General features: G+C 69.8%; 19 protein-coding genes. 9 read left to right on the forward strand and 10 right to left on the reverse strand.

Going from position 1 to position 16,632, the window contains the following annotated elements:
• Window positions 1-5: 5 nt before the first annotated feature.
• Both gatA and gatC read right to left on the reverse strand, forming a co-directional pair.
• Window positions 6-1,490 carry an Asp-tRNA(Asn)/Glu-tRNA(Gln) amidotransferase subunit GatA gene (gatA, locus tag K3G64_RS24840; RefSeq protein WP_238888226.1) on the reverse strand — a complete coding sequence of 495 codons (1,485 nt, stop codon included), beginning with the start codon at window positions 1,488-1,490 and terminating at the stop codon, window positions 6-8.
• Window positions 1,487-1,786: an Asp-tRNA(Asn)/Glu-tRNA(Gln) amidotransferase subunit GatC gene (gene gatC / locus K3G64_RS24845; RefSeq protein WP_238888227.1), complete on the reverse strand. Its 300-nt coding sequence runs from the start codon at window positions 1,784-1,786 to the stop codon at window positions 1,487-1,489. Before gatC ends, gatA begins: the two co-directional genes overlap by 4 nt.
• Window positions 1,787-1,856: 70 nt before the next feature.
• Between gatC and K3G64_RS24850 the strand changes: the two genes are divergently transcribed.
• The 6 genes from K3G64_RS24850 (at window position 1,857) to K3G64_RS24875 (ending at window position 6,199) form a co-directional block, all read left to right on the forward strand.
• Window positions 1,857-2,516 carry an amino acid-binding protein gene (locus K3G64_RS24850; RefSeq protein WP_238888228.1) on the forward strand — a complete coding sequence of 220 codons (660 nt, stop codon included), beginning with the start codon at window positions 1,857-1,859 and terminating at the stop codon, window positions 2,514-2,516.
• Between the two features lie 76 nt (window positions 2,517-2,592).
• Complete coding sequence (locus K3G64_RS24855; RefSeq protein ID WP_238888229.1) at window positions 2,593-3,204, forward strand: DUF4178 domain-containing protein; 612 nt, start codon at window positions 2,593-2,595, stop codon at window positions 3,202-3,204.
• 10 nt (window positions 3,205-3,214) lie between these two features.
• Complete coding sequence (locus K3G64_RS24860) at window positions 3,215-3,709, forward strand: DUF2617 family protein (protein ID WP_238888230.1); 495 nt, start codon at window positions 3,215-3,217, stop codon at window positions 3,707-3,709.
• Entirely contained in the window at window positions 3,706-4,137 is a 432-nt protein-coding gene (locus tag K3G64_RS24865; protein WP_238888231.1) for a DUF4247 domain-containing protein, read from the forward strand. The genes K3G64_RS24860 and K3G64_RS24865 overlap by 4 nt, the downstream gene beginning before the upstream one ends.
• Window positions 4,138-4,163: 26 nt before the next feature.
• Window positions 4,164-4,622 carry a DUF350 domain-containing protein gene (locus tag K3G64_RS24870; protein WP_238888232.1) on the forward strand — a complete coding sequence of 153 codons (459 nt, stop codon included), beginning with the start codon at window positions 4,164-4,166 and terminating at the stop codon, window positions 4,620-4,622.
• Entirely contained in the window at window positions 4,619-6,199 is a 1,581-nt protein-coding gene (locus K3G64_RS24875) for a polyamine aminopropyltransferase (RefSeq protein ID WP_238888233.1), read from the forward strand. The genes K3G64_RS24870 and K3G64_RS24875 overlap by 4 nt, the downstream gene beginning before the upstream one ends.
• Before the next feature lies 1 nt (window position 6,200).
• Here K3G64_RS24875 and K3G64_RS24880 read toward each other — a convergent pair whose 3' ends face one another.
• Window positions 6,201-6,455 carry a hypothetical protein gene (locus K3G64_RS24880; protein ID WP_238888234.1) on the reverse strand — a complete coding sequence of 85 codons (255 nt, stop codon included), beginning with the start codon at window positions 6,453-6,455 and terminating at the stop codon, window positions 6,201-6,203.
• A 61-nt stretch (window positions 6,456-6,516) separates the two neighbouring features.
• On the reverse strand, window positions 6,517-8,589 hold the full coding sequence (gene ligA / locus K3G64_RS24885; protein ID WP_238950998.1) for an NAD-dependent DNA ligase LigA: 2,073 nt from the start codon (window positions 8,587-8,589) through the stop codon (window positions 6,517-6,519).
• Between the two features lie 88 nt (window positions 8,590-8,677).
• On the opposite strand from ligA, the gene K3G64_RS24890 reads away from it, so the two are divergent.
• Together K3G64_RS24890 and K3G64_RS24895 are read left to right on the forward strand one after the other, a co-directional pair.
• Window positions 8,678-9,082 carry an MmcQ/YjbR family DNA-binding protein gene (locus K3G64_RS24890; protein ID WP_238888235.1) on the forward strand — a complete coding sequence of 135 codons (405 nt, stop codon included), beginning with the start codon at window positions 8,678-8,680 and terminating at the stop codon, window positions 9,080-9,082.
• Between the two features lie 38 nt (window positions 9,083-9,120).
• The gene (locus tag K3G64_RS24895) at window positions 9,121-10,740 is read left to right on the forward strand and encodes a 4-coumarate--CoA ligase family protein (RefSeq protein ID WP_238888236.1); all 1,620 of its coding nucleotides are present in this window, start codon (window positions 9,121-9,123) and stop codon (window positions 10,738-10,740) included.
• On the opposite strand, the gene K3G64_RS24900 is transcribed toward K3G64_RS24895, so the two are convergent.
• From K3G64_RS24900 to K3G64_RS24915, 4 genes are all read right to left on the reverse strand, one after another.
• Window positions 10,726-11,514, reverse strand: coding sequence for a hypothetical protein (locus K3G64_RS24900; protein WP_238888237.1), 789 nt, complete (start codon window positions 11,512-11,514; stop codon window positions 10,726-10,728). The two genes, K3G64_RS24895 and K3G64_RS24900, sit on opposite strands and share 15 nt — an antisense overlap.
• Window positions 11,515-11,613: 99 nt before the next feature.
• Window positions 11,614-11,967: an ArsR/SmtB family transcription factor gene (locus K3G64_RS24905; RefSeq protein ID WP_238888238.1), complete on the reverse strand. Its 354-nt coding sequence runs from the start codon at window positions 11,965-11,967 to the stop codon at window positions 11,614-11,616.
• Complete coding sequence (locus tag K3G64_RS24910; protein ID WP_238888239.1) at window positions 11,964-12,458, reverse strand: SRPBCC family protein; 495 nt, start codon at window positions 12,456-12,458, stop codon at window positions 11,964-11,966. The genes K3G64_RS24905 and K3G64_RS24910 overlap by 4 nt, the downstream gene beginning before the upstream one ends.
• A 91-nt stretch (window positions 12,459-12,549) precedes the next feature.
• Complete coding sequence (locus K3G64_RS24915; protein WP_238888240.1) at window positions 12,550-13,560, reverse strand: methionine synthase; 1,011 nt, start codon at window positions 13,558-13,560, stop codon at window positions 12,550-12,552.
• A 59-nt stretch (window positions 13,561-13,619) separates the two neighbouring features.
• Between K3G64_RS24915 and K3G64_RS24920 the strand changes: the two genes are divergently transcribed.
• The gene (locus K3G64_RS24920) at window positions 13,620-14,264 is read left to right on the forward strand and encodes a sensor domain-containing protein (RefSeq protein ID WP_238888241.1); all 645 of its coding nucleotides are present in this window, start codon (window positions 13,620-13,622) and stop codon (window positions 14,262-14,264) included.
• Here K3G64_RS24920 and mnmA read toward each other — a convergent pair.
• Together mnmA and K3G64_RS24930 are read right to left on the reverse strand one after the other, a co-directional pair.
• The gene (gene mnmA / locus K3G64_RS24925; protein WP_238888242.1) at window positions 14,261-15,328 is read right to left on the reverse strand and encodes a tRNA 2-thiouridine(34) synthase MnmA; all 1,068 of its coding nucleotides are present in this window, start codon (window positions 15,326-15,328) and stop codon (window positions 14,261-14,263) included. The two genes, K3G64_RS24920 and mnmA, sit on opposite strands and share 4 nt — an antisense overlap.
• A 25-nt stretch (window positions 15,329-15,353) precedes the next feature.
• Entirely contained in the window at window positions 15,354-16,598 is a 1,245-nt protein-coding gene (locus K3G64_RS24930; RefSeq protein ID WP_238888243.1) for a cysteine desulfurase family protein, read from the reverse strand.
• Window positions 16,599-16,632: the final 34 nt, after the last annotated feature.

The following is a 16,632-nucleotide window of genomic DNA, read 5'->3' on the forward strand; positions in this document are numbered from 1 at the left end:
GCGGGTCACAGCGCCGTCGGTAGTTCTCCCCTCGCCGCCTCGTACGCCGCGCCGACGCGGTAGAGCCGGTCGTCGGCGAGTGCGGGCGCCATGATCTGCAGGCCGACGGGCAGGTTGTCCTCGGGTGAGAGCCCCGACGGCACCGACATACCGCAGTGACCCGCCAGGTTGAGCGGCAGCGTGCAGAGGTCGAACAGGTACATCGCCAGCGGGTCGTCGACCTTCTCGCCCAACGGGAACGCCGTGGTCGGTGTGGCCGGCGAGATCAGGACGTCGACCTTCTGATAGGCCTCCTCCAAATCCCGCGCGATCAGCGTGCGCACCTTCTGCGCCTGGTTGTAGTAGGCGTCATAGTAGCCCGCCGACAACGCGTAGGTGCCAATCATGATGCGGCGCTTGACTTCCGGGCCGAAGCCGGCGGCCCGCGTCAACGCCATCACCTCTTCGGCGCTGTGCGTGCCGTCGTCACCGATCCGCAGGCCGTACCGCATCGCGTCGAACCGCGCCAGGTTCGACGACACCTCCGACGGCAGGATCAGGTAGTACGCGGGCAGCGAGTAGTCGAAGTGGGGGCAGTCGACCTCGCTGACCTCCGCACCCAACGCGGTCAGCTGCTCGACCGCGCCGTTGAACGACTCCAGGACCCCGGCCTGGTAGCCGTCGCCACGCAGCTGCTTGACCACGCCGATCCGCACCCCCGTCAGATCCCCGGCGGCGCCCGCCCGGGCCGCCCCGACGACGTCGGGCACCGCGGCGTCCAACGAGGTGGAGTCCTTGGCGTCGTGACCGGCGATCACCTGGTGCAACAGCGCGGTGTCGAGCACGGTGCGCGCGCACGGCCCGCCCTGGTCCAGCGACGACGCGCACGCAATCAACCCGTAGCGCGACACCGTGCCGTACGTCGGCTTGACGCCGACGGTCGAGGTGAGCGCCGCCGGCTGGCGGATGGATCCACCCGTGTCGGTCCCGATGGCCAGCGGCGCCTGGAACGCGGCCAGGGCCGCCGCGCTTCCCCCTCCCGAGCCGCCGGGCACCCGCTCGACGTCCCAGGGGTTGCGAGTCGGACCGTACGCCGAGTTCTCGGTCGACGAGCCCATCGCGAACTCGTCCATGTTGGTCTTGCCCAATATCGGCATCCCCGCGGCGCGCAGCCGCACCGTCACGGTGGCGTCATACGGCGAGCGCCAACCCTCGAGGATCCTCGAGCCGCAGGTCGTCGGCATGTCGGTGGTGGTGAACACGTCCTTGAGGGCGACCGGCACGCCGGCCAGCGGCGAGGGCAGCGCCTCTCCGGCGGCGACCGCGGCGTCCACCCGCGCCGCCGCGGCCAGCGCACGGTTCTCCGCCACGTGCAGGAATGCGTGGAAGCGGTCGTCGGTGGCGGCGATCTGATCCAGGCACGCCTGCGTGACCTCGACCGACGACACCTCGCCTGCGGCGATCTTCTCCCCCAGAGTCGCGGCGTCGAGCCGAGTCAGCGCGGAGCTCATTCGGGCTCCCCGAGGATGCGCGGCACGGCGAACCGGCCCTCCGCCGCCTTGGGCGCCTGGTCGAGCGCCTCGTGCTGGGTCAGGGACGGCTCGACGGCGTCCGGACGGAAGACGTTGACGTCGGTGAGCGGGTTGCCGGTCGGCTCGACGCCGGCGACGTCGACGGCCTGAATGCGGCTGACGTGGCCGAGGATCACATCCAGCTGTCCGGCATAGCTGTCGAGCTCGTCGTCGGTCAGGGACAGGCGGGCGAGGCGGGCCAGGTGGGCCACCTCGTCTCGGGTGATCTGCGACACGACACGCAAGCCTAGTCACCTCCCCCGCAGCCGGAATGCCGAGCCTGACCGGCTGTGCGACAGTGTGCGCGTGCCTTCGTATCTGCTCCGGGTCCAACTCGAGGACCGACCGGGCAGCCTCGGCTCGCTGGCCGTGGCGCTGGGATCCGTCGGCGCCGACATCCTGTCGCTGGACGTGGTGGAGCGCTCGTCGGGCTACGCGATCGACGACCTGGTCGTCGAACTGCCCGCTGGCGCGATGCCCGACATGCTCATCACGGCCGCCGAGAAGCTCAAGGGTGTCTACGTCGACGCCGTACGCCCCCACACCGGGCTGCTCGAGGCGCACCGCGAGCTCGAACTCATCGACCACATCGCCGCGGCGGGCGGAAGAGAAAAGAAGTTACAGGTGCTCGCCGACGAGGCGCCGCGGGTGCTGCGCGTCGGGTGGACCACAGTGGTGCGGCTGAGCGAATCGGGGCCCGAGCGCGTCGTCGGCAGCGCCGGTGCACCCGAGACCCAGGCCGCCAAGACGCCGTGGCTGCCGCTCGAGCGGGCCCAGGACCTCGATGGCGACGCCGACTGGGTGCCGCAGTTGTGGCGCGACATGAGCACGACGCTGGCCGCGGCCCCCCTCGGCGACCCGCACACCGCCGTCGTGCTGGGCCGCCCGGGCGGTCCACATTTCCGGCCCTCGGAGGTCGCCCGGCTCGGTTACCTGGCGGGTATCGTCGCGACGATCGTGCGCTGAGCCCGCGCACGGCGGGCTGTTACGGTGGCATCCGACCGCTCGACCGCACAGCTCGACGCCGTCCGGAAGGCCTCCCGTGGACCTGGTACTGATCCTGCTCGCCGCCATCCTGTTCTTTGCGGCGGTCATCGTGTTGGTCAAGGCGTTGCAGCGGCCCAAGCAACCCAAAGCTGCTGCCGGGCGCGAAGATCCGCTGAAATTCGCAGCGTCGATGCCCCAGTTCGGTCCACGCCAGCTCGGTCCCGGCGCGATCGTCGCACACGGCGGCATCGACTACGTCGTCCGCGGATCGGTGACCCTGCGGCAGGGGCCCTTCGTCTGGTGGGAGCATCTGCTCGAAGGCGGCGCGGAACCGCTGTGGCTGGGCGTCGAGGAAGACGAGGGCCGCCTGGAACTGGCGATGTGGGTGCGCCGCAACGACCTGGCCCTGCAACCGGACGGCGAGCTGGTGGTCGACGGGGTCTCCTTTCGCGAGACCGAACGCGGCCGCGCCTCATACACCACCGAGGGCACGACGGGGCTGCCCGCCGGCGGCGACATGGACTTCGTCGACTACGCCGACGCCGGCCAGAGCGCCTTCCTCGGCTTCGAGCGGTGGGCGCCGGACATGCCGTGGGAGATATCGGTGGGCAAGCCGGTGCTGCCCGGCGAGCTCACGGTCTACCCGGCCCCGCCACCGCAGGCTTAGGACCCCCGAATTGCCCCTGCATCACCTGGCCGTGCAACCGGTCGACGTGTCCGGCTCCGGATTACGACTGGCGCTCAACGCGCCCACACCGGTGACGCTGGCGAGTTGCCGGCTGGCCCATCCGCTCGGCGGCGCACTTACGCTCGGCGTGCTGGGTGCATCCCATGTCATCACCGTGGATAAAGCCTTCTCCGAAGAGGTTTCGTGCACCGCTCGCACCGAGACAGTCTTGCCCGCCCGCGCCGAAGCACCCGGCTACCGCCTCGAGTCCCGGACCGAGACACACGGCCCTGCCGGCTTCGAGCGGCTGGCCCGTGAGTTGCGCAACCGGTGTCAGCACGAGGCACACTGGCTAGGTGGCGCCTTTCCCGGCAACGACGCCGCGCTGACCGTGCTGGCCGCCGAACCCGACGGCGCCGGATGGCGTTGGCAGACGTGGCATCTGTATCCCGCGACGGCCACCGGCGGTGCGGTCGTCCACACCAGCAGCCGGTGGCGGCCGTGACCCGCACCGGACTTTTTTGGCTGGCGGGCGGCCTGGCCGTTGCGGCGACCGTCTTTCTGCTGCTGGGAATCTCGTTGCAGAGCCGAAACATCAAGTCCCACATCGCCAATACCTACCGCCAGTACAGCGCCGACGCCGACGGGGCGCGCTACGCGTGCGACGGGTCGCCGAGTTCGGTCGCCGACCAGATCGCCGCCTACCGGCCACCGGAGGCACGGGCCACCGACCGCGGCAGCGAATACCTGCGCTATGACGACGACATCGTGATCGTCGGCCCGGACCAGGGCCGGCCGTGCAGTGTGCGCGTCGAGGACACCGACGCCCGGTACAGCTCCGGCGGCTTCATCTTCCTCGGGCCAGGATTCTTTCCAGGGTCTCCGGCGGGTGGTTCAGGCGGCAGCCCCGGCGGTCCAGGCGGCACGAAATGACGTCCGCACCACGAGAAGGAGATTTGATGTATCTGGCCCTTGTCGAATTCGGCACCGTCAGCGGTGAGAGCCTCGCCCAGAACGTGATCGCGGCAATCCTGTACTTCATCGTGGGCGCCGTGGTGCTGGCGATCGGCTTCGCGCTTGCCGACCTGCTCACCCCGGGCAGCCTGCGCCGGTTGGTGTTCGTCGAGCGGCGGCCCAACGCCGTCGCGGTCGCGTCGGGGATGTATGCCGCGCTTGCGCTCGTGGTGGCCACTGCGATCGTGGCCAGTTCCAGTGAGCTCGGTCAGGGGCTCGTCGACGCCGCCGTGTACGGCCTGGTCGGCGTCGTGCTGCAAGGACTGGCGCTGGTGGTGCTCGAGATCGCGGTGCCCGGTCGCTTCCGCGATCTGATCAGCGAGGAACGCCTACATCCCGCGGCCATCGCCACCGCTGTGACGCTGCTCGCCGTGGGAGGGGTGAACGCCGCCGCGTTGTCATGACCGCGACCGAGCATGAGGTAACGGCACCGCGGCTGGCCGGATCCGTGACGCGGTGGAGGGCCGTGCTGTTCGCGGCGGTGGCGGCGTGCGCGGCGTGCGGCCTGGTCTACGAGTTGGCGCTGCTGACGCTGTCGGCGAGCCTGCACGGCGGCGGCGTCGTGGCGATGTCGCTGATCGTGGCGGGCTACGTCGCTGCGCTCGGGGTGGGCGCGCTGCTGGTCAAGCCGCTGCTACACCGGGCGCCGATCGTGTTCATCGCCGTAGAGACCGCGCTGGCGATCATCGGCGGCCTGTCGGCGGCCGCACTCTATGTCGCGTTCGCCTTCGTCGGTGGATCGCTGTGGGTGCTGGCGGTGGGCACCGCGCTGATCGGTGGTCTGGTAGGCGCCGAGGTGCCGCTGCTGATGACGCTGCTGCAGCGCGGGCGCACCGCAGACGCCACCGACGCCGGCCGCGTGCTGGCCAACCTCAACGCCGCGGACTACCTCGGCGCGTTGGTCGGCGGCCTGGTGTGGCCGTTCCTGCTGCTGCCCCAGCTCGGAATGATTCGCGGCGCCGCGGCGACCGGCATCGTCAACCTGACCGCGGCGGCCGTCGTCGCGGTGTTCCTGATGCGGCAGGTGGTTACGGCGCGGCAACTGGCCGCCTCGCTGACCGTGTTGGCCACCGCGCTGGCGGTGCTGGTCGCACTGCTGGTGCGCGCCGACGATGTCCAGGCCTCGACCCGCCAGCGGCTATACGCCGATCCGATCGTCGCGTTCGAGCGGTCTGCCTACCAGGAGATCGTGGTCACTCGCCGCGGCACCGACACCCGGCTCTATCTCGATGGCGGACTGCAGTTCTCGACGCGCGACGAGTACCGCTACACCGAGAGCCTGGTGTACCCGGCACTCGGTGACGACGCCCGGACGGTGCTCGTTCTCGGTGGTGGTGACGGCTTGGCTGCCCGAGAATTGTTGCGCCAGCCCGATGTCGAGTCCATCGTTCAGGTCGAATTGGACCCTGCGGTGGTCGAGATTGCACGCACGATGCTGCGCGAGGCCAACGTCGGCGCCCTGGACGACCCGCGGGTGCGGGTAGTCATCGATGATGCTTTGACGTGGTTGCGCGAGGCGCCGGCCGACTCGGTGCCGCGCGGCGGGTTCGACGCAGTGGTCGTCGACCTGCCGGACCCCGACACTCCCGTGCTGGGCCGGCTGTACTCGGTGGAGTTCTACGCACTGCTGACCCGTGTGCTGTCGCCCGACGCGCTGGTGGCGGTCCAGGCCGGCAGCCCGTTCTCCACGCCGACGGCGTACTGGCGCACGGTCTCGACGATCCGGGCGGCCGGCTATGCCGTGACGCCCTACCACGTGCACGTGCCGACGTTCGGCGACTGGGGGTTCGCGCTGGCACGGACGGGCCCGGTGGCCCCGACTCCGCGGGTGCCCGACGATGCGCCGCCGCTGCGCTACCTCGACCAGCGGGCGCTAGACGCGGCCACCGTGTTCGGCGCCGACGTCGGGCCCCGATCGTTGCCGCCGTCGACCCTGGATCACCCGCGCGTCGTCGACGACATCCGCGCCGGCTACCGCTGAGTCAGGCCCCCGCGGGCACCGGCCAGCGGTCGTTGACGTCGGCGTTGGTGTCCTTCCGCGCGCAATGGGCGCAGCAGAACATCCCCTCGTCGGTTTCGATTCCGTGGCCCAGGATTCGGCAGCCGCAGTGCGCACAGTCGGGCGCCAACTGCATGGCCGCGCACTCGACACTGTCGAATGTGGCGTTGCGGCCGTCGGGCCACGTCACAGTGAACGCCTTGTCGTAGTCGTTGCCACAGGTATCGCAGATCGCCATCAGCACTCCTTTTCCGTCGTGCAGACGGGTGCCCGGTGAACGGTGCCGACAAACGCCGGGCTCACACGCCGTCGGGTCCGCGCTCCAGCAACCGGCCGAAGCCGTCCTCGTCGAGGACCGGCACACCGAGTTCGACGGCCTTGTCGTACTTGGAGCCCGGGGAATCGCCCGCGACCACGTAGGCCGTCTTCTTCGACACCGAACTGGCGGCCTTGCCGCCGCGTGCGACGATCGCTTCCTTGGCATCGTCGCGCGAGAACCCGCTCAGCGACCCGGTGACCACGATCGACAGTCCCTCCAGGGTGCGCTCGATGCTGGTGTCGCGTTCGTCGGCCATCCGCACACCCGCGGCGCGCCACTTGTCGATGATCGAACGGTGCCAGTCGACGGTGAACCACTCGGTCACCGCCGCGGCGATCGTCGGGCCGACGCCTTCCACCACTGCCAGCTGCTCCTCCGAGGCCGCCATGATCGCGTCGAGGTCGCCGTACTCGGTGGCCAGCGCACGCGCCGCCGTGGGACCGACGTGCCGGATCGACAATGCCACCAGCACCCGCCACAGCGGTTTGGACTTCGCGTCGTGCAGATTCACCAGCAGCCGCTTGCCGTTGGCCGACAAGTTGCCGTCCTTGGTCCGGAACAGCTCGGTACGCAACAGATCCTCGCTGCCGAGCGTGAACAGGTCTCCCTCATCGGCGATGACACCGCCCTGCAGCAGCGCGGTGGCCGCCTCGTACCCGAGCCCCTCGATGTCGAACGCGCCGCGGCCCGCCACGTGGAACACGCGCTCGCGCAACTGCGCCGGGCACGAGCGCGTGTTCGGACAGCGGATGTCGGCGTCCCCCTCCTTGGCAGGCGCCAGCAAAGTCCCGCACTCCGGACAGTGCGTCGGCATCACGAACTCGCGTTCGGAGCCGTCACGCAGATCGACCACCGGACCCAATACCTCCGGAATTACGTCGCCGGCCTTGCGAATCACCACGGTGTCACCGATCAGGACGCCCTTGCGCTTGACCTCCGACGCGTTGTGCAGGGTGGCCTGGCTGACCGTCGAGCCCGCCACTTTGACCGGTTCCATCCAGGCGAACGGGGTGACGCGGCCGGTGCGCCCGACGTTGACCCGGATCTCGAGCAGCCTGGTCTGCGCCTCTTCCGGTGGGTATTTGTAGGCGATCGCCCAGCGGGGTGCGCGCGAGGTGGACCCGAGCCGACGCTGCAGCGCCACGTCGTCGACTTTGACCACCACACCGTCGATTTCATGCTCGACGTCGTGGCGGTGCTCGCCCCAGTAGGTGATGCGCTCGGTCACCGCGTCCAGGCCGCTGACCGCGGCGGTGTGCTCGGAGACCGGCAGTCCCCACGCCTTGAGCGCGCGGTAGGCGTCGTGCAATGTCTTGGGCCGGAAACCCTCGGCGTGGCCGAGGCCGTGGCAGATCATCCGCAGTTTGCGGCGCGCGGTGACCGCGGGGTTCTTCTGCCGCAACGAGCCCGCGGCGCTGTTGCGCGGGTTGGCGAACGGTGGTTTGCCCTCGGCGACCAGGCCTGCGTTGAGGTCCTCGAAGTCGGTGACCCGGAAGAACACCTCGCCGCGCACTTCGAGCACCTTCGGTAAGGCGAATTCTTCCGATGGCGAAAGCCTTTCGGGCACATCGTCGATGGTGCGGGCATTGAGCGTGACGTCTTCGCCGGTGCGTCCGTCGCCGCGGGTGGCGGCACGCTCCAACCGGCCGTCGCGGTAGACCAGCGACAGCGCGACGCCGTCGATCTTGAGCTCGCACAGGAAGTCGGCGTCCTCACCGATCTCGCCCTTGAGCCGACCGGCCCACGCGGCGAGCTCCTCGGGCGTGAAGGCGTTGTCCAGGCTCAGCATCCGCTCGAGATGGTCGGCGGGGTTGAAATCGGTGGCGAAGCCCGCGCCGCCGACCAGCTGGGTGGGCGAATCGGGAGCGCGCAGCTCGGGATGCTGGTCTTCGAGGGTCTGCAGATCGCGCAGCAGCTTGTCGAACTCGGCGTCGGTGATGATCGGGGCATCGCGCACGTAGTAACGGAACTGGTGGCTTCGAACCTCGTCGGCGAGCTCCTGCCAGCGGCGGCGCAGATCCGCCTCGGCGGCGTCGTCGGACTGTTCGGCCAGCGCAGCCTGCGATTCCGGAGTTGCCTTGGAGCTCACTCACGCAGGCTAACCGAGCCGTCGGACACACCGGCTTCGCTACCCTGGCCCCATGCCGCACCCGATCATGTTTCGCGATGACGATCCGGTGCTGGCGCGGGTGCGCCAGATCGCCCTGGCGTTCCCGCAGGCGTTCGAGAAGGTCTCGCACGGCAGGCCGGTGTTCTGCGCGCCGAAGGTCTTCGTCCACTACAGCGCAAGCGTGAAGCCGTCGGCGAAGGGCGAGCACACTCAGTATCCGCAGTCGATTCTTGTGAAGGCCGACCCAAGTGACCGGCCCGCGCTCGAAGCCGACCCCCGCTTCTTCTATCCGGCCTATCTCGGTCCGTCGGGCTGGCTCGGTCTGGACCTGACGGTCACCAAGCAGGTCGACTGGGACGAAGTCGGTGAACTGATCGACGCGTCGTTCCGGCTGACCGCCCCCAAGAAGCTGGTCAAGCAGCTGGACCAAGCCTGACCCGACAAGCGACAGAACATGATTCGATCGGAGGCGCCATGAGTTTCGCGAGCCCGTTCCCCGAAGTCGACATCCCGTCCACCAGCGTCTACGACTACCTCTTCGCTCACATCGCCGAAGACGACCTCGACCGGGTCGCGCTGGTCGACGCGAAGTCCGGCCGACAGACCACCTACCGGGAGATGATCGCGCGCGTCGACGCGTTCGCCGGTGCGCTGACTAGACGCGGAATCGGCGTCGGCGACGTCGTCGGGCTGCTGTCTCCCAACAGCTCCGGGTTCGCGGTCGCCTTCCACGGCATCCTGCGCGCGGGTGCGACGGCCACCACCGTCAACGCGCTGTTCACCGCCAAGGACATCGCCAAGCAGCTGACCGACTCGGGCGCCAAGATGCTGGTGACGGTCACCCCGCTGCTGACCCAGGCCAAGGAGGGGGCCGCCGCCGCAGGCCTGCCCGACGACGCCCTGGTGGTGCTCGACGGCGCCGGCAGCGAGGCCGACGGCCATCCCAACGCCGACGAGCTGCTGGGCTCGGCCGCGAGCGCGCCCGAGGTGAGTTTCGCCCCGTCGTCACATCTGGCGGTGCTGCCCTACAGTTCCGGAACCACCGGCAACCCGAAGGGCGTGATGCTCACGCACCGCAACCTGGTCGCCAACGTCGCGCAGATCCGCCCGCTGCACGGGATGGTGGCCGATGACGCCGTGTTGGCGGTGCTGCCCTTCTTCCACATCTACGGGATGACGGTGCTGCTCAACGCCGCCTTGCACGCGCGGGCCCGGCTGATCATCATGCCGAGCTTCGACCTCGGCGACTTCCTGGGCAACATCCAGGACCACCAGTGCACCATCGCGTTCATCGCGCCGCCGGTCGCCGTCGCGCTGGCCAAGCATCCGCTGATCGACGAGTACGACCTGTCCTCGCTCAACGTCGTCATGTCAGGCGCAGCTCCCCTGGACGCCGACCTCGGCCACGCCGTCGCGAAGCGGCTGGGCTGCCGCGTCGTGCAGGGATACGGCATGAGCGAGTTGAGCCCGGTCAGCCACATCACCCCGTTCGACGCCGGCGCCCACGACATGAAGGCGAACGCGCCGCTCAGTTCCGTGGGTTGGACGGTGTCCAACGCCGCCTCCAAGATCGTCGACCCCGAGACCGGCGAGGTGATCCACCCGCCCGCCGAGGGTCTCAGCGCGACGGGCGAGCTGTGGTTCAAGGGCCCCAACGTGATGGCGGGCTACCTCAACAACGAGAGCGCCACCCGGGAGACCATCGACGACGACGGATGGCTGCACACCGGCGATCTCGCGCAAGTCGACGCCCACGGCTGCGTGTACATCGTCGATCGGCTCAAGGAGCTGATCAAGTACAAGGGTTACCAGGTGCCGCCCGCCGAACTGGAAGCCGTTCTGCTCAGCCACCCCGACATCGCCGACGCCGCCGTGGTCGGCGTGACCGACGCCGAGGGTGAAGAGGTGCCGAAGGCGTTCGTGGTCAAGCAATCCGGCTCGGAGCTGACCGAGGACGCCGTCATCGCGTTCGTCGCCGAACAGGTCGCGCCCTACAAGAAGGTCCGCCAGGTCGAGTTCATCGAGGCGGTGCCCAAATCGGCGTCGGGCAAGATACTGCGCAAGGATCTGCGCGGTGCGTCAGGACGGGTGTAGCCGCTCGGCGGACTGCGCCGCACGGGCCTGGCGGTAGCCGAGCGCCGCCCCGGCGACCGGGATGAGCAACAGACCCGCGACGGCCCACAGCGGGTCGGTGAGTCCGGTCGCCGGCGCGACGACGAACTGCCGTACGACGGCAGGCGGTGTGACGATGCGCTCCTCCAGGGACGGCACCGGCGCCGCTTGCGGCGGGGGCGGCGGGGGCGGCGGGGGCAGAGGTGGCGCGGCCGGTGGCGGCGCCGAGGGCGCCCGCCACTGCGGTTGTGGGTCGTCGCCGCCGGCGGCCGGCATCGCACTGTCTCCGAACGTCACGACGTGTGGTTGGGACGTCGACGTCGCCGGAGGCGAGTCCGAGCCGCCGCCGGAGCCCGAATCGGAGGCGCCGTCGGAGACCGAATCGGAGCCGCCCGGGCTCGGCCGGGCGGTGACCTCCCGGCCCGAGCCGACCCGGGTCTGTGGGCTACCGCCGCTCCAGCCGGTCGGGGCCTCGTCGACGGCCGACGCGCCGGCGCTTAAAGGGCCGTCACCGTCTCGACCAGTCGCCTGCCCGCGGTCACCGCCCTTGCCGCCACCTCCGGGCTCGTCGCGACCACCATTCCCACGATCGGAGCCGGCGCCGCGCTCAGAGCTGTTGCCGCGATCCGAGCCTCCGGAGCCACCGGGATCGCCACCGGGATCGGCGAATGCGACTTCGGCGCCCGGGCCACCGAGCAACAGGAACACCGAAACCACTCCGACACCTGCTGCCAGGCGCGAGTTGGTACGAGCCACTGTTCCTCTCCCCGGACCGGCGTGGACGAAGCGACGGGATTTGCCAAGCATTGTCGCACGCCGCCGCCGCGAATTTGAGAGCTCTGCGCCAATCGGGGCTCAACCGTTGGATTCGACCTCCTCGACGAACGTGCGCAGTCGGTCGATCGCGCGGTCCCATCGCTGCGACAGCGCGGTGAGGTATTCGCTGGCATCTGCCAGCGGCCGAGGCTGCATCCGCCAGATCCGCTCGCGGCCGGCGCGGCGGCTGCTCACGAGACCAGCCGACTCGAGCAGCTGCAGGTGCTTGGTCGTCGCCTGCCTGCTGACGGGCACCACCTGCGCGATGTCGGTCGTCGAGCACGGCCCGCCGTCGCACAACCGGATGACGATCCGCAGCCGATTCGGGTCACCGAGTGCATCGAAGTACGACGAGAACGCCCGCACCGGCGCCTCGGCCGCAGTCGGAATCACACCCGCTGGTCCAGCGCCAGGTACTTTTTGACCAGCCTGGTCTGGGCTGCCCAGCCCTCGCTGTTGCCCTCGTAGGCCGATGCGCGGCGGGCGGCGGGCAGCGCGTCGAACCCGGATTCGACGATGCGTAGCAACACCCCGCCGTCGATTTGCTCCAGCGTGAATTCCACCAGCGTGGTGGGTTCGCTGTCGGGATCGGCGCCGTCCTCGACGCCGTAGGGATGCCACCGGTACGCCAGCCGGCGCGGTGGCTCCACCGCGACGATGTGCCAGGTGTCGGCCTGGCCGGCGTGGGGCTCCTGCGCTTTCGCGACGTCGGCGTCGACGGCCGTCGGGGTCATCACACCGGTGACCGATGTGCCCGCGACGAACGGTCCGTCGAACCGCACGCCGAACCACTGGCCGAACTCGTCGGCGTCGCTGATCGCCCGCCAGACGCGCTCCAGCGGCGCATTGAGGGTGACGACTTTCTCGATCCGATCTGGACTCATATGCAACCTCCTAGTTGCTTCTCACGGTAGCGGTAGCCCCAGCGGGAAGCAACCTTTTGGTTGCACTTTCTGTCTTCGACTGCGACGGAAGCTAGATGGCGTCGGGATCTTCGGTGAAGGCGTCGGCCGCCTTCTGGGCGAGCCCGACAGCCGTGCGTGCCCATTCGGCGGTCGCCGACGCCAGCCCGCACGCCGGGGTGATGCCGATGCGCTGTCGCACGAGCGTTCGGGCGAAGCCCAGCCGGTCGGTGACGGCCACCGCCGCCCTGGCCATCTCCTCCGACGACGGCCGTACGGGCGGAGCGACCGACGGCACCACGCCGAGCAGCACCGTGCGCCCGCTCTCGACGAATTCGCCGATGCCGTCGAGGTCCTCGGCGACCAGTGTCGACGCGTCGAGCGCGACGGCGTGTATCGCGCTGCGCTGCAACACCTTCCAAGGCAGTGCCGAGGCGCAGCTGTGCACCAGCACATCGGCGCCCACGGTGGCCACGCACTCGTCGAGCAGGCCGATCACCTCGGACTCGTCGACCGGATGCACCGGCGTGAGGCTGGTGACCCCGGTCAGCCGGCCGCGCAACGCAGCGGTGAGCAGCGGCTCGTCGAACTGCACCGCGACGGAGATGTCCAACCGTCGCGCCACCGCGGCACGGTGTCGGGCCATCCCCTCGGCCAGCGAGGCGGCCAGGTCCCGGACGGCGCCGGAATCGGTGATCGCTCGATGCCCGGTGGACAGTTCCAGCTGCGCGGCCAGCGTGATCGGCCCGGGCGCCTGCACCTTGACCGTGCGGCCCCCGCCGCGTAAGCCGGCCTTCTCCCACGCCTCCTCCAGCGCGTCGAGGTCCTCGTCGAGCAGGCTCACCGCCCGTCGTGTCACGGCGCTGCGGCCGGCGGCGATGCGGTAGCCACGGGGCACGGTGTCGATCGCGATGTCCACAAGCAGCGCCCCGGCACGTCCGATCATGTCGGCGCCGACGCCACGGCCCGGCAACTCGACCAGGTGCGGCAGCGTGTGCAGTTCCCCGACCACCACCTCGGCGGCCTCGCGCGCCGACGTGCCCGGCCACGATCCGATGCCGGTCGCTGCGGCGAAAACACTCACTCGGCCGACAGTATTCGATTCCGGATAGGGTCGACCCCAAGGGTTGGGAAGGGACGCGCATGCCCGTATCGCCAGGACGGATGATCCTGTGGTGCGCGGCGGCCGTGGTGATCGCGGGATGCACGCAGACCGTCGGTGGCGCTGCGATCCGCGCTGTGCCAGGCATCGACGAAGATTCTCGCTCGCCGATCGACGTCGACACGATCATGCTCGATCAATCGCAGATGCGCGCGATCACCGGGGCCGGTGACGACCTCACCATCATCCCGACGATGGACGGCAAGGTGCCCGTCGACATCGACCCGCTGGCCGAATCCGCTCCGCCGCAATGCCGCTGGGTGTTCGCCGAGACCGAGACCTTCGGGCGCGCCGTCGAGGAGTTCCACAAGACGACGTTCCAGTATCCGCCGCAGGGCGGACTGATCTCCGAAGGCGCCGCGGCCTACCGTGATCCCCCGACCGCACGACGCGCGTTCGACGACCTCCTTGCGCGCGTCGAGGATTGCGACGCAACGCCTTTGGGCGCGATGTTCGTCGGGGACTGGACCGCCGGCCCCGACATCCTGCAACTGCGCCTGCGCAGCGGCTGCGGTCGCGACTACCGGGTGAAGTCGGTGGTGCTCGTCGAGGTGACCGCGTGCCGGTTCCCCGACTCGGTACCCGAGATCGTGATGATCAACATCTTGGCCAACGTGCCGGGCTAGCGAGTGATCGTCGCGCTGCCCAACACCTCGTCGCCGTCGGGGTCGGGCCGGTAGAGCACCATGGTCTGACCCGACGCCACTCCCCGTAGCGGCGATCGCAGCTCGACGACGAGCCGGCCGCCGCGCAGTTCGGCCACCCCGTCGCCGAGCCCGCCGTGCGCGCGCACCTGCACCTGGCATTCCACCGGTCCGGCGGGTGCGACACCGCAGGTGAAGACGGGCCGCTCACCGGTCAGCGTCCACACGTCGAGGTCTGCCGCGCCGCCGACGCGCACAGTAGCGGTGTCGGCGTCGATGCCGGTGACGTAGCGTGGCCGCCCGTCGGGTCCGGGTCCGGCGATTCCGAGGCCCTTGCGCTGCCCCACGGTGAACCCGTGCACGCCCTCGTGTTCGGCCAGTACCGTCCCGCCGGAATCGACGACGGCGCCGCGGCGCACACCGATGCGGGCGCCCAGGAAGGCACGCGTGTCGCCGGATGGGATGAAGCAGATGTCGTGGCTGTCGGGCTTGTCGGCGACGGCAAGCCCGCGCCGCGCGGCCTCCTCGCGAATCTGCGACTTGGGGGTGTCACCGATCGGGAACACCGCGTGGCGCAGCTGCTCGGCGGTCAGGACGGCGAGCACATACGACTGGTCCTTGTCGGCGTCGACGGCGCGGCGCAGCCTGCCGTCGGCCAGCCGCGCATAGTGCCCGGTGGCCACCGCGTCGAACCCCAGCGCCAGGGCGCGAGCAGCCAAGGCCGAGAACTTGATCCGTTCGTTGCACCGCACGCAGGGGTTCGGTGTCTCGCCGCGCGCATAGGCCGAGACGAAGTCGTCGATGACGTCCTCTTTGAAGCGGTCGGCGAAATCCCAGACGTAGAAAGGGATATCGAGCACGTCGGCGACCCGGCGGGCGTCACCGGCATCCTCCTTCGAGCAGCACCCGCGCGACCCCGTGCGCAGCGTCCCGGGTGCGGCCGACAACGCCAGATGCACACCGACGACGTCGTGGCCCGCGTCGACCATCCGGGCGGCGGCGACCGAGGAGTCCACGCCACCGCTCATCGCCACCAGCACACGCATCAGCGACGCCTCTTCGCGCAAGCGCTCATCGGAAATCCACCGCTCCCGAACTGGCCAGCGCCGCCTGCCGCGCGCGTTCGACCGCGGCGGGTAACACTGCAAGTACGGCGTCCACGTCGGCGTCGGTGCTGGTGTGGCCGAACGACAGCCGCAGCGACCCGCGTGCGCTCACCGGATCGGTGCCCATCGCGATCAGCACGTGCGAGGGCTGTGCCACGCCGGCGGTGCATGCCGAGCCCGTCGAGCACTCGATGCCCTTGGCGTCCAACAACATCAGCAGCGAGTCTCCCTCGCAGCCGCGAAACGTGAAGTGCGAGTTACCGGGCAGCCGCGCGGAGCCGGCGGCGCCGTTGACGTCGACGTCATCGATCGTCGACAAGACCCCGTCGACCAACCGGTCGCGCAGTGCCTGCAGCCGGGCGCTGTTGGCGGCCAGGTTCTCCACCGCGACCTTCGCCGCAGCGGCCATCGCGACGGCTCCGGCGACATCGGGTGTGCCGGAACGGACGTCGCGTTCCTGACCGCCCCCGTGCAGCAGCGGCACGCAAGCCGTGTCGCGTCGCAGCAGCAACGCGCCCACCCCCTTGGGGCCGCCGAACTTGTGCGCGGTGATGCTCATCGCCGACAGGCCGCTGGCGGCGAAACCGACAGGGATCTGGCCGACCGCCTGGACCGCGTCGCTGTGCATCGGCACCTCGAACTCGGCCGCGACGGCGGCCAATTCATCGATCGGCATGATCGTGCCGACCTCGTTGTTGGCCCACATGATCGAGACAAGGGCGACGTCGCCGGCGCCGTCGCGGTCCTGCAACGCTTCCCGCAGTGCCGCCGGCGACACCGAGCCGTCCGTGCGCACCGGCAGCCAGGTCACCTCGGCGCCCTCGTGCGCCACCAGCCACTCGACCGCGTCGAGCACCGCGTGGTGCTCGACCGGTGTGGTGACGATGCGCCTGCGACGCGGGTCGGCATCGCGGCGGGCCCAGTAGATGCCCTTTACGGCCAGGTTGTCGCTCTCGGTGCCCCCCGCGGTGAAGACCACCTCCGAGGGCCGGGCACCGAGCAGGTGCGCCAGCGTCTCGCGCGACTCCTCCATGTGGCGGCGCGCCAATCGACCACTGCCGTGCAGCGAGGACGCATTACCGGCCGTCGCCAGCGCGGCCGTCATCGCCTCGATGGCGATGGGGTGCATCGGAGTGCTGGCGGCGTGATCGAGGTAGACCTGCGGTGAGCCGCTTGCGCGAAGAGCATCTGGCGCAGTTTTCGAGGTCATAACCAGTCCAGAATAGCCGCCGAGCGGCGGGCCC

Origin of the sequence: Mycobacterium sp. IDR2000157661 (genome assembly GCF_022317005.1) — a bacterium.
Taxonomy (GTDB): Bacteria; Actinomycetota; Actinomycetes; order Mycobacteriales; family Mycobacteriaceae; genus Mycobacterium.

What these genes read in the sequence shown, in the direction of transcription:
- gatA (WP_238888226.1), bottom strand. Translation starts at nt 1,490, where the DNA reads ATGAGCTCCGCGCTGACTCGGCTCGACGCCGCGACTCTGGGGGAGAAG.
- K3G64_RS24880 (WP_238888234.1), bottom strand. Translation starts at nt 6,455, where the DNA reads ATGGCGATCTGCGATACCTGTGGCAACGACTACGACAAGGCGTTCACT.
- K3G64_RS24890 (WP_238888235.1), top strand. Translation starts at nt 8,678, where the DNA reads ATGCCGCACCCGATCATGTTTCGCGATGACGATCCGGTGCTGGCGCGG.
- K3G64_RS24930 (WP_238888243.1), bottom strand. Translation starts at nt 16,598, where the DNA reads ATGACCTCGAAAACTGCGCCAGATGCTCTTCGCGCAAGCGGCTCACCG.
- K3G64_RS24910 (WP_238888239.1), bottom strand. Translation starts at nt 12,458, where the DNA reads ATGAGTCCAGATCGGATCGAGAAAGTCGTCACCCTCAATGCGCCGCTG.
- K3G64_RS24875 (WP_238888233.1), top strand. Translation starts at nt 4,619, where the DNA reads ATGACCGCGACCGAGCATGAGGTAACGGCACCGCGGCTGGCCGGATCC.
- K3G64_RS24870 (WP_238888232.1), top strand. Translation starts at nt 4,164, where the DNA reads ATGTATCTGGCCCTTGTCGAATTCGGCACCGTCAGCGGTGAGAGCCTC.
- mnmA (WP_238888242.1), bottom strand. Translation starts at nt 15,328, where the DNA reads ATGCGTGTGCTGGTGGCGATGAGCGGTGGCGTGGACTCCTCGGTCGCC.
- K3G64_RS24920 (WP_238888241.1), top strand. Translation starts at nt 13,620, where the DNA reads ATGCCCGTATCGCCAGGACGGATGATCCTGTGGTGCGCGGCGGCCGTG.
- K3G64_RS24895 (WP_238888236.1), top strand. Translation starts at nt 9,121, where the DNA reads ATGAGTTTCGCGAGCCCGTTCCCCGAAGTCGACATCCCGTCCACCAGC.